We start from the raw sequence: 11466 nt of genomic DNA on the forward strand, positions 1-11466 counted from the left end.
CCCTCCCTTACACGCTACGTCAGACCGGTCAGCGACGGATGACCGCGTCGGGGCTGAGATCCAACCGGCGCAGCAGCTGAGCGTTGAGAGCGACGACGATCGTGGACAGCGACATGAGGATCGCGCCCACCGACATCGGCAGCACGAACCCGATCGGGGCGAGGATGCCGGCGGCCAGCGGCACCGAAATGAGGTTGTACCCGGCAGCCCACCACAAGTTCTGCTTCATCTTCCGGTAGCTCGCGCGGGACAGCTCGATCACCGACAGCACCGAGCGGGGGTCATCGCTCGCGAGGATGACGCCGGCCGACGCGATCGCCACGTCCGTGCCGGCACCGATGGCGATACCGACATCCGCCTGCGCGAGAGCGGGCGCGTCATTCACACCGTCGCCGACCATCGCGACCTTCCGGCCCTCATCCTGCAGCTGCTTCACCTTGGACGCCTTGTCCTCCGGCCGCACACCCGCGAAGAACCGGTCGATGCCAAGTTCAGCGGCCACGGACGCGGCGACGGCCTCGGCGTCGCCGGTGATCATCACGACCTGCACGTTTCGGGCGTGCAGTGCGTCGATCGCCTGCCGGGACTCGGGACGGATCTCATCGGCCAATCGGAGCGCGCCGGCGACCTTCCCATCAACGAGGACGTGCAGGATGATCGCACCCTCCTCCCGCCAGGCGTCCGCGATCGGCAGCTCCTGGCCACCGGTCTGCTCGAGCAGGTACGGTCCGCCCACCTGCACCACCTGGCCGTCGACGGTCGCGCGGACACCGACCGCGGGTGAGGACTCGAAGTCCGTCGACCTGGGCACGGACAGGTCCTTCTCCCGCGCGGCGGTGACGATGGCACGGGCCAGCGGATGCTCGGAATCAGACTCCGCAGCGGCCGCGAGAGCCATCAGCCGGTCCGCATCCATCCCGTCGACCGGTTCCACCGCGGTGACGGCGGGAGCGCCCTTGGTGAGAGTGCCGGTCTTGTCGAACAACACCGTGTTCACGGTGCGCATACTCTCCAACGCCAGACGGTCCTTGATCAACACCCCGCCCCGGGCAGCGCGCTCGGTGGCGATGGACACCACCAGCGGGATCGCCAGACCCAGGGCGTGCGGGCAGGCGATCACCAGAACCGTGATAGTGCGAATCACCGCGTCATCGGGGAGCCCGACTACCGTCCACACGACCGCGGTGATGGCCGCGGCGATCAGCGCGAACCAGAACAGCCACCCGGCGGCACGGTCGGCGAGACGCTGCGCTTTCGAGGACGAGTTCTGCGCCTCGGTAACCAGGCGTTGGATGCCGGCGAGGGCAGTGTCCTCCCCCACCGCGCTGATCTCGACACGGATTCCGGAGTCGGTGGCGACGGTGCCGGCCACGACCGCGTCCCCATCGCTGCGGCGGACCGGCTTGGATTCGCCGGTGATCATCGACTCGTCCATGCTCGCCGAACCCTGCACCACCCGACCGTCAGCCGGAACCCGCCCACCAGGGCGGACCACTACAACGTCACCGACCTGCAGATCCGCGGGCGCGACGGTGACAGTGGTGTCCCCGTCGACCTTCTCCGCCTCGTCGGGGAGGAGCGCGGCGAGGGAGTCCAGTGCCGAGGTGGTCTGCGCGAGCGACCGCATCTCGATCCAGTGCCCAAGGAGCATGATGACGATCAGCAGCGCCAGCTCCCACCAGAAGTCCAGCTCGTGATCCAGCAGCCCGAGACTCGCCCCCCATGACGCGACGAACGCGACGGTGATCGCCAGCCCGATCAGCAGCATCATGCCGGGCTTACGGGCACGCAGTTCGCTGACCGCGCCGGTCAGGAACGGGGCACCACCCCACACATACATGACGGTGCCGAGAACCGGGGAGATCCACCCCACCAACGCTGCGTCGGGGAGGGAATAGCCGAGCAGCATCGAGAACATGCCCGAGAACGCCACCACCGGGACGGCGAGGATCAGGTTGATCCAGAACAATCGACGGAACCGTGCGACATGGTCCGCGCCGTGCCCGGCATGCCCACCATGAGCACCGTGCTGCATCCCCGCGTGCGCGCCGCCGTGTCCCTCATCAGGGCTGTTCTGCGTGGTGTGGTGTGCGTGCGGGTTGTCGACGGTGTCGGATTCGGCGACGGTCTCGCGCAGCTCCTGCGCAGTGTCATCACCGCCGGCGCCGGTAGCCGTGGGGTGGTGGTGTGCGTGGTGATCGTGCTGGCTCATGATGAGCGTCCTTCCACTGTTCACATCCAGCAGATGCAGGTCAGACCCGGGCGGAAACGCGGGCCGGTTCAGGGGTAGCGGTCGTCGAGCTCGCCGGGATGGTGCGGAACCCGCGCAGGCGCAGACTGTTCGTGACGACGAACACCGAGGACAAGGCCATCGCGGCCGCGGCAACCAGCGGGTTCAGCAACCCGGCCATCGCGACCGGGATCGCGGCGACGTTGTACGCGAACGCCCAAAACAGGTTGCCCTTGATCGTCCCCAGGGTGCGGCGTGCCAACCGGATCGCGTCAGCGACGACCAGCAGGTCACCCGAGACCACGGTGATATCGCTCGCAGCGATCGCGGCATCCGTTCCCCCGCCCATCGCGAGACCGAGGTCAGCGGCAGCGAGAGCAGCGGCGTCGTTGACCCCGTCACCGACCATCGCCACCACACGCCCGTCGCCCTGTAGCTGGCGGACCACGTCGAGCTTCCCGGCCGGGGTTACCCCGGCGTGCACCTGGTCGATGCCGACCTGTCGAGCGATCTCCCGTGCAGCGCCATCGTTGTCGCCGGTGAGCAGCACCGGTGTCATACCCAACGCCCGGAACCGGGCGACCGCCTCCGCGCTGGTGGGTTTGACTGTGTCGGCGACCGCGATGATGCCCAGGTGGGTGCCGTCACGACCGATGGCGACGACGGTCGCTCCCGCGGTTTGCAGCTCGTCGGCGTCGTGCTGCAGCTGCGCGGTGGGGTGAATGCTCCACTGCTCCTGCAGCCAAGACGGACGGCCGGCGACGACGAGAGAGCCTGCGACGATGCCCTGCACCCCGAACCCGGCGTGAGAGTCGAACGTCTCCGCCGGCGGGACGGGGACGCTTCCGGCGACGATCGCGCGGGCAACAGGATGCTCCGACCCGAACTCCACCGCCGCGGCCGCGGCCAGCAGCTGCTCCCGGGTGACTCCGGGTGCGGGGTGGACGGCTGTGACGGCCATGGTTCCCGTGGTGACGGTGCCGGTCTTGTCCAGCACGATCGTGTCGACCGTGCGGGTTTGCTCCAGTACCTGCGGTCCCCGGATGAGGATTCCCATCTGAGAGCCGCGACCGGTGCCCACCAACAGAGCGGTCGGCGTGGCCAGCCCGAGCGCGCACGGGCACGCGATGATGAGCGTCGCGATCGCGGCGGTGAACGCCAGCTCCACAGACCCGCCGACCAGCAGCCAGCCCGCGAACGCGGCGATAGCCAGCATCATCACGATGGGCACGAAGATCCCGGACACCCGGTCCGCGAGACGCTGCACGCGGGCTTTGCCGGTCTGCGCCTCCTCCATCAGCCGCCGCATCCGCGACAGTTCGGTGTCCACGCCCACGCGGGTGATCTCCACCGTAAGCCGGCCGCCGACGTTGACCGTCGCACCCACCACACGGGAACCCGCACCGACCTCAACCGGGGCCGATTCGCCCGTGAGCATGCTCGCATCAATCGCCGAGGACCCGTCGACGACGAGTCCATCGGAGGGGATCTTCTCCCCCGGCCGCACCAGAACGGCATCCCCCACCATCAGCTGGCTGACCGGGACTCGCTGTTCCACACCATCGACGAGCTTGACGGCGTCTTTCGCTCCCAGCTCCAGCAAAGCGCGCAGCGCCTCAGAGGACGACTTGCGGGCGCGGGCCTCGGCGTACCGGCCCGCGAGGATGAACACCGTCACCAACGCGGCGACCTCGAGGTAGATCTCATGCCCGCCCGCCCGCGGGGTGCCGATGAGAGTAAACGTCATCGTCATCCCGGGCATACCGGCGCCACCAAAGAACAGGGCATACAGCGACCAGCCGAACGCGGCAATCACCCCGACGCTAATGAGCGTGTCCATCGTGGCGGCACCGTGACGGGCGTTAACCGCCGCAGCACGGTGAAACGGCCACGCGCCCCACACCGCCACCGGGGCGGTGAGGGTGAGCGCCAGCCACTGCCAGAACTCGAACTGCAGCGCGGGAATCATCGACAGCACCGCGACCGGCACCGACAAAGCGGCGCTGATCAGCAGACGCTGCCGCAGCGAAACCAGATCGCGGTCCACCGGCGCACCGGGTTCACCCGCAGCCTCGACGACCGTCGGCGCAGGAAGCGCCGCTTGGTAGCCGGCGGATTCGACCGCCGCGATCAATGTGGCCGAATCGACGTCCTCACCGCGCACGCGAGCCTTCTCGGTGGCGTAGTTGACGGTCGCTTCCACACCCGGCAGCTTGTTGAGCTTCCGCTCGATCCGCGTCGCACACGACGCGCAGGTCATCCCGGCGATGTCGAGCTCGACATCGACCATGCTCATGACGGGCTGCCGGCCACGGCGTAGCCAGCCTCCTCCACCGCCGCCTCCACGGCAGCAGCAGGGATCGCCGTCGAGCTGCGGATCGTCACCCGCGACGCGCCGCCCGCGTTCAGGTCCACCGACACACCCTCGACCCCGTCGATCGCGGACAACTCCTCGGTGACGCTCGACACGCAGTGCGAGCAGGTCATCCCCGTCACCAGCACGTCAGCCGTCACGGCCGCCGTGGCCGCATCCGCGGTCTCGGGGGTTGATGCGGTCGCGCAGCAGGCGCAACCAGCGCCGGTGTCCTTCAAGCCCAGGTCGTTGCGGTTCTCGGTGTTCATCATCGTCTCCTCGTCGTGAGTGGGCAGGTGGGTCAGGAACGGACCAGACGGGCGATCGCCTCGTTGGCTTCGCGGATCTTCTCGTCCGCAACGGCACCACCCTCGGCGCTGGCTTCGGCAACACAGTGCGAAAGATGGTCACCCAACAAAGACAGCGCGACGGACTCAAGGGCCTTCGTGGCCGCCGAGACCTGCGTGAGGATGTCGATGCAGTACTTGTCCTCCTCGACCATCCGCGCGATCCCACGAACCTGACCCTCCACGCGACGCAGCCGCTTCAGAAGGTCATCCTTGCTCGCCGTGTAACCATTCATGGCAAGTACCATACCCCCCTACCGTATGTAGAGCAAGCGATTCGATTCACGGACTCACCCAGAAACCTTCAGTGACTTGGGGGACGGAGATCGCCGGGCAAATGCGGTGAAGCGACAGCAGGCAGCACCGCACGGATTGGTCAGTGGCCCTTGGTGCTGCTTGCCGCCATCAATCTCCGCGGAGGACGAGGATGCGCGACTGACCAAAGTTTGCTCATCGCCGAAATGTCCGAATGGACACACCGTGGACACTTCATCTGCGAAATGGACAAGTTCAAGAAAGACCTACACCTATTGTAGGTTCCCGCTCGAGATGGCGGATAACCCCAGGGATTCCACGCTAGTTGGCGGTGGTCCCGGACTCAGGATTCCACGGGAAATGGCGGATTCCTACACCGCTCTCTGACGCGCCGACCCTGTCTGGTCAGCGGCCTGTCACGGCGGCGAGAGCGCTGGAGGTCACTGCAGCTGGCCGAGCTCGAGCATCTCACCGTCGAGGAAGAACGTCGGAGGGGAATGCTGAAGCTTCGGTTGACTCTGGGACTGCCAATGACCCCACCACGAACGGATGCTCGCGGTCTCACTGTCACCGTTCCAGCACGACGGCGAGGCCTTGACCCACGCCGATGCAGATCGCCACGACGGCGACGCCGCCTCCGCGTCGCGCAAGCTCATGCGCGGCATGCCCGAGAATGCGGCCCCCCGAAGCGCCCAGCGGATGGCCGATGGCCAGCGCTCCGCCGTGGATGTTGACCCGCTCAGGATCAAGTTCAGGCCACCCGGCGACGCATGCGAGCGACTGTGAAGCGAACGCCTCGTTGAGCTCGACCACGTCGACATCGGCCCAGGACCGGCCGGCGCGTGCGAGCGCCTTGTTCGCCGCCTCGATCGGCGCGATCGGGAACAGATGCGGATCGACGCCATGCGCCCCGCGTCCCGCAATCCGCGCGAGTGGCTCGCCGGGCAGCGCACCCTCCGCGGCGATCAGAACGGCGGAAGCGCCGTCGTTGATCGGCGAGGAGTTGCCGGCGGTGACGGTGCCTTCGCCGTCGCGCGCGAACAGCGGAGTAAGCCCGGCGAGCTTGTCCACGGAAGTGTCGTCCCGGATGCCCTCGTCGCGTGCCAGGTCGGCCCCTGGCACGTGCACGATCTCGCCATCGTAGACCCCGTCAGCCCACGCTTTAGCTGCCAGCCGGTGAGAGCGCACGGCGAACTCGTCCTGGGCATCTCGGGAGATTCCCCACTCTCGGGCGATCTTCTCCGCCGATTCTCCATTGGAGATGGTCCACTGCTTCGGCAGCTTCGGGTTGGTCATCCGCCACCCGATGGAGGTGTTCCACAGTGTCTGGTTACCGACCGCCGGCCACGGCCTCGGCGACTTCTCCACGATGAACGGCGCCCGGCTCATCGACTCCACTCCGCCGGCGAGCACGAGACCGGCGTCGCCGGTCTCGACAGCGCGGGCGGCCTGGATCACCGCTTCCAGCGACGACGAGCAGAGTCGGTTGACGGTCACGCCGGTGACACTGGTGGGGAAGCCTGCCAGCAGCGCCCCGAAACGGGCGACGTCGCGGTTGTCCTCTCCTGCTTGGTTCGCATCGCCGAAGATCACGTCATCGATGCGCGCGGGGTCGAGGCCCATGCGCGCGACGGTCGCCTTCATGACGACTGCGGCGAGATCGTCGGGCCGGATGCCGCTGAGCGCGCCACCCGCCCGCCCGAAGGGGGTGCGGACAGCATCGTAGACAAAGCTCGCGGTCATGGCGGGCTCCCTTCCGTGGTCGGCCGAGGGTCAGGCGAACGCCGATATTCCGGTGATCTGGCGGCCGATGATGAGCGACTGGATGAAGTCGGTCCCCTCATATGTGTGGACGACTTCCATGTCGGTGAGGTGGCGGGCGACGTGGTTCTCCAGAAGGAGTCCGTTGCCGCCGAGGAGGTCGCGGGCATCCCGGCAGAGTGCACGCGCGTGCTGGCCGGTGAACATCTTCGCGAGCGAGGCCTGTTCGTTCGTCAGTCGCCCTTCATCCTGCAGAGTGGCTGTGCGGAAGCAGAGCAACTGCATCGCGGTGAGATCGGCGAGCATGTTGGCCAGCTTGTTCTGCACCAGCTGGAAGCTGGCGATGGGCTTGCCGAACTGGACACGTTCCTGGACGTAGACCGCCGCTGCCTCGTACGCGGCGAGAGCGTGCCCGAGCGCCTCCCACGCGACGGCGCTGCGGGTGCGGTTGAGGATCGCGGAGACGTCACGGAATGAGGTCGACTTCGCCAGCTTGTTCCCGGCAGGGATCCTCAGTCCGGAGATCTCGATGTGCGCCTGCTGGATCGCGCGCTTAGCGATCTTCCCGGTGATCGCCTCCGCAGAGTACCCCTCGGGATACTGTCCGTCAGCGCCTTTCTCGAGCACGAATGCCTTCACTTTGGCATCCGCTGTGTCGCGGGCCCAGATGATGACGAGGTCCGCAACGTGTCCGAGCCCGATCCACCGTTTGGCACCGTCTATGACATACGCGCTCCCGTCGCGGCGGGCAGTGGTCTCCAGGGCGACGGAGTCGGAGCCGTGATCGGGCTCGGTCAGCGCGAACGCGCCGAGCTTGCGGAGGGCTGCCATTTCGGGCAGCCAGCGCTGCTTCTGCTCGTCGTCGCCGAGCAACGCGATGCTGCCCATCGCAAGTCCCGAGTGCACGGCATTGAGCGTGTTCACACTCCCGTCTCCACGAGACAGTTCCATCGCGACGAGGCCGGTCTGCAGTCGGGTCAGTCCCGGACAGCCGTAGCCCTGGATCGCGGTGCCCACGATTCCCAGCTCGCCCAGTGCGGGGAGGATCTGGTAAGGGAAGTCCGCTAACTCCCAGTACTCGTTGATAACTGGCAGGACCTCGGAATCCACGAATCCGCGCACACGTGTGATGAGATTGCGGTCGTCGTCGCCGAGAAGATCACCGATCTGATAAAAGTCCGTATCCACCGGATGTGCCGCCTTCGTGATCGTCATCTCTCAGCGTCCCTCTTTCCGAATCGCCGGGACGGTAACCCGATCGCCGACGTGGTCTTCATCGTCTTCCGCGACTTGCAGCCACCGTCGGACCGCCTCGCCATCCTGGTCGAGTGCAGGAGGCGCGGCGCGGTAACTCGCGGGGGTGCGGGAGAACGTTATGGGGTTGCGAATGGTGGGCACCGCGTGGTCGCCGGTGCCGGCCGCGACGCTGGGCTCCAGGCCGATCTTCGCAGCGAACTCGACGCCTCCACGGACATCCAGGACCGGCGCACACGGGACCTGCAACGGGCTGAAGATGTCGAACCACTCCCATGCGGTCTTGGTGACCAGCCGCGCTGTCAGCAGCGGGCGCAGGGCGTCTCGGTGCGCGCTGCGGTCTGCGTTGGACGCGAAGCGAGTGTCTGCGGCCAGCTGCGGCAGCCCGATGGCGTCGCAGAACGTAGCGAACTGCGCGTCGTTGCCGATCGCGAGCACCAGTTCCCCGTCATGGGTGCGAAACGGTGCGTAGGGGTAGATACTGGGGTGGTCATTGCCCATCCGGGTCGGAGACTGCCCGCTCAGCAGAAACCCGCCGGTCTGGTTGACCATGCCCGACAATGCGGAGGACAGCAGGTTCAGTTCGACGTGCTGTCCCTCTCCCGAGCGCTGTCGGTGGTAAAGGGCGGAGGTGATCGCGATGCACGTGTGCAACCCGGTGATCACATCGAACACCGCGACGCCCGCGCGGAACCCTTCCGTGTTCGGCGCGCCGGTCACGCTCATCAGTCCAGACAGCGCCTGTGCGAGCAGGTCGTAGCCGGCGAGCCCCGCGCCTCCCGCGGTACCGAAGCCGGTGATCGACGCATAGATCACACTGGGGTTCTCCCGCTTGACGGACTCGTAGTCCAAGCCGAATCGCCGGAGCCCGCCGGGTTTGAAGTTCTCTGTGACCACATCGGCTCGGGCCGCGAGACGCTGTGCGAGGACAAGGTCATCGGGGTTGCGGAAGTCCAGCACCACAGACTGCTTGTTCCTGTTAATGGAGAGGAAGTAGGTCGACTCGCCTCGGTACTCCGGTGGCCGGTAGCTGCGTGTCTCGTCCCCTAGCGGACTCTCCACCTTGATGACCGTCGCCCCGAGGTCCGCGAGCAGCATCGTGCAGTAGGGGCCAGCGAGTACCCGGCCGAAATCCGCGACCAGGAGACCCTCGAAAGGACCACCGGCCACGTCCTGCACCGTCCGGCCATCCGGGAGCGAGCTCTTCATCATCGGGAACACCTCAGTCGTCGTGTTCGTCCAGACTCCCAGCAGCCGTTTATGTCCGTCCAATACCTGATCAGGCACGTATTGATGCTCTAATCTCATGAAACGAGGGCTGTTCCAGAACGGCACACTCGAGGCTCCCCATTTCGACGCCACCCTGGTGGTGTCGAGGCGATGGGGCCGGGAGCGGCCCGCGCCTGGGCGTGATCAGCAATGAGGCTAAGGAGAACCCATGGGTAGCAGGCTTGCAGGCAAGGTCGCGATCGTCACCGGCGCGGCGAACGGGATGGGGCGCGCACATGTGCGCCGCCTCGCCCAGGAAGGGGCGAGCGTCCTCGCCACCGACGTCGACTCGGCCGGGCTCGAGCACACCGTCGCCGAAGCGAACCGTGACGGCGGGACGGTCGTGGGGCTGGAGCAGGATGTCGCGATCGCGGCGAGGTGGGACGAGATCGTGGCAGAAGCCGAGCAGCGTTTCGGCCGGCTCGACATTCTGGTCAACAACGCGGGGGTGCTCATCCTCAAGCCCGTCGAGGAGACCACAGAGGAGGAGTGGGACCTCATCTTCCGCATCAACGCCAAGGGTGTCTTCCTCGGCACCAAGGCCGCGGTGCCTGCTCTGGTCCGCGCAGGCGGGGGATCGATCGTGAACATCTCGTCGATCTACGGCATCATCGGCGCACCGAGCGCCGCCGCGTACGAGGCGTCAAAGGGCGCCGTCCGGCTGCTGACCAAGGCCAGCGCGGTGGACCTGGCCAAGTACGGCATCCGGGTGAACTCTGTGCATCCCGGTGTCATCGCCACCCCCATGACCACGGGGCTGCTGGCGACGCCGGAGTCGACGAAAGCCGTGCTGTCCACGACGATCCTCGACCGGCCCGGCCAGCCCGAGGAAGTCTCGAACGTCGTACTCTTCCTCGCCTCGGACGAGGCTTCCTTCGTCACCGGCGCCGAGTATGTCGTGGATGGCGGCTATACCGCGCAGTGATCTCGGTCGGCCGGGGTCTGCGCGACCCCGGCCGACTCATCCAGACTTGTATGCCAATCCACCTTCCATCGGTACGGATTATGCAATAATCCCTGGATGGATCTGCAGCAGCTGCGCACCTTCCTCGCCGTCGCCGAGGAACTGCACTTCGGACGGGCAGCCGAGCGCCTGCATATGGCGCAGCCGCCGATCAGCCGCGGCATCCAGCAGCTGGAGCGGGAGTTGGGTGCGCGGCTGTTCGAGCGGAGCACCCGCAAGGTAACGCTGACCTCGGTGGGCGAGGCCCTCGTCGCCCCCGCCCAGGAGGTCCTGGACGCGCTGGACCGGGTGAGCAGGGTCGCCCGCGCAGCCGGGACGGGCGAGATCGGTCACGTCCGTCTGGCGTACGCGGGTGCGTCCTCCAACGTGATGGTCGGATTGCTCGCCCGAGCAGTCAACCAGAACCACCCAGGCATCCACCTCGAGCTGCTCAGTCAGCACTTCGCCCAACCGGCGATGCAGCTGCTCACCCGCGGCGACATCGACATCGCCCTCGGCAGGTGGGACCACATTCCCGCCGCCGTGCGCACCCGCGTGATCGCTGTCGAGGAACTCGTCATCGCCGTCCCGGAGACCCACCGTCTAGCCGACGCCGGTGCCGTGTCGATCGCGCAGTTCGAGGGTGAGCCGTTCGTGTCGCTCCAACCGCAGACCGGCACGTTGCTGCTGGAGCGGCTGCGACAGATGAGTAGAGCCGCCGGGTTCAACGCCGATGTCGTCCAGCACGCACCGGACTCGTGGACGCTGATGTCCCTCGTCTCCGCCGAGATCGGCTGCTCATTGACCCTGTCCTCGGTGATCGACAGCATCGCCGACCCGCACTTGCGCTTCCTGCGCCTGACCGACGACGTCGCACCTGTCGAGCTGCGGATGGCGTGGCTGCGCGACAGCGACGACCGTGCCTTGCACGCCGTGCTCCGGTTGTCCGAATCCGTCCTCCCGACGCCGCAGGACTAAGCCTCGATCCACCGATGGACGGGGCGTTGAGCGAGCGTCGTGACGTAGAAATGCCCCTCTGATCAGGAAGAATAGA

9 protein-coding genes are annotated in these 11466 nt (G+C 66.8%); 2 read left to right on the top strand and 7 right to left on the bottom strand.

The features are described 5' to 3' along the window. Positions 1-28: 28 nt before the first annotated feature. From LL236_RS13950 to LL236_RS13980, 7 genes are all read right to left on the bottom strand, one after another. Positions 29-2212: a heavy metal translocating P-type ATPase gene (locus LL236_RS13950; RefSeq protein WP_374198036.1), complete on the bottom strand. Its 2184-nt coding sequence runs from the start codon at positions 2210-2212 to the stop codon at positions 29-31. 40 nt (positions 2213-2252) lie between these two features. Further along, positions 2253-4526, bottom strand: a complete 2274-nt coding sequence (locus LL236_RS13955) for a heavy metal translocating P-type ATPase (protein WP_228179438.1) — start codon at positions 4524-4526, stop codon at positions 2253-2255. Beyond that, a complete protein-coding gene (locus tag LL236_RS13960; protein WP_228179439.1) occupies positions 4523-4852 on the bottom strand; it encodes a heavy-metal-associated domain-containing protein in 330 nt (109 codons plus the stop codon). Before LL236_RS13960 ends, LL236_RS13955 begins: the two co-directional genes overlap by 4 nt. A 32-nt stretch (positions 4853-4884) precedes the next feature. Next, the gene (locus LL236_RS13965; protein ID WP_228179440.1) at positions 4885-5166 is read right to left on the bottom strand and encodes a metal-sensitive transcriptional regulator; all 282 of its coding nucleotides are present in this window, start codon (positions 5164-5166) and stop codon (positions 4885-4887) included. 586 nt (positions 5167-5752) lie between these two features. Further along, positions 5753-6928: a thiolase family protein gene (locus LL236_RS13970; protein ID WP_005055005.1), complete on the bottom strand. Its 1176-nt coding sequence runs from the start codon at positions 6926-6928 to the stop codon at positions 5753-5755. 30 nt (positions 6929-6958) lie between these two features. Then, positions 6959-8161: an acyl-CoA dehydrogenase family protein gene (locus tag LL236_RS13975; RefSeq protein ID WP_194384091.1), complete on the bottom strand. Its 1203-nt coding sequence runs from the start codon at positions 8159-8161 to the stop codon at positions 6959-6961. 3 nt (positions 8162-8164) lie between these two features. Then, entirely contained in the window at positions 8165-9487 is a 1323-nt protein-coding gene (locus LL236_RS13980) for a CaiB/BaiF CoA transferase family protein (RefSeq protein ID WP_228179441.1), read from the bottom strand. Positions 9488-9638: 151 nt separating this feature from the next. Between LL236_RS13980 and LL236_RS13985 the strand changes: the two genes are divergently transcribed. Further along, complete coding sequence (locus LL236_RS13985; protein ID WP_135950158.1) at positions 9639-10394, top strand: SDR family NAD(P)-dependent oxidoreductase; 756 nt, start codon at positions 9639-9641, stop codon at positions 10392-10394. A gap of 96 nt (positions 10395-10490) precedes the next feature. Next, on the top strand, positions 10491-11390 hold the full coding sequence (locus tag LL236_RS13990; protein WP_135950159.1) for a LysR family transcriptional regulator: 900 nt from the start codon (positions 10491-10493) through the stop codon (positions 11388-11390). Positions 11391-11466 lie beyond the last annotated feature (76 nt).

The sequence above is a fragment of the Microbacterium schleiferi genome (assembly GCF_020781975.1).
GTDB lineage: Bacteria > Actinomycetota > Actinomycetes > Actinomycetales > Microbacteriaceae > Microbacterium.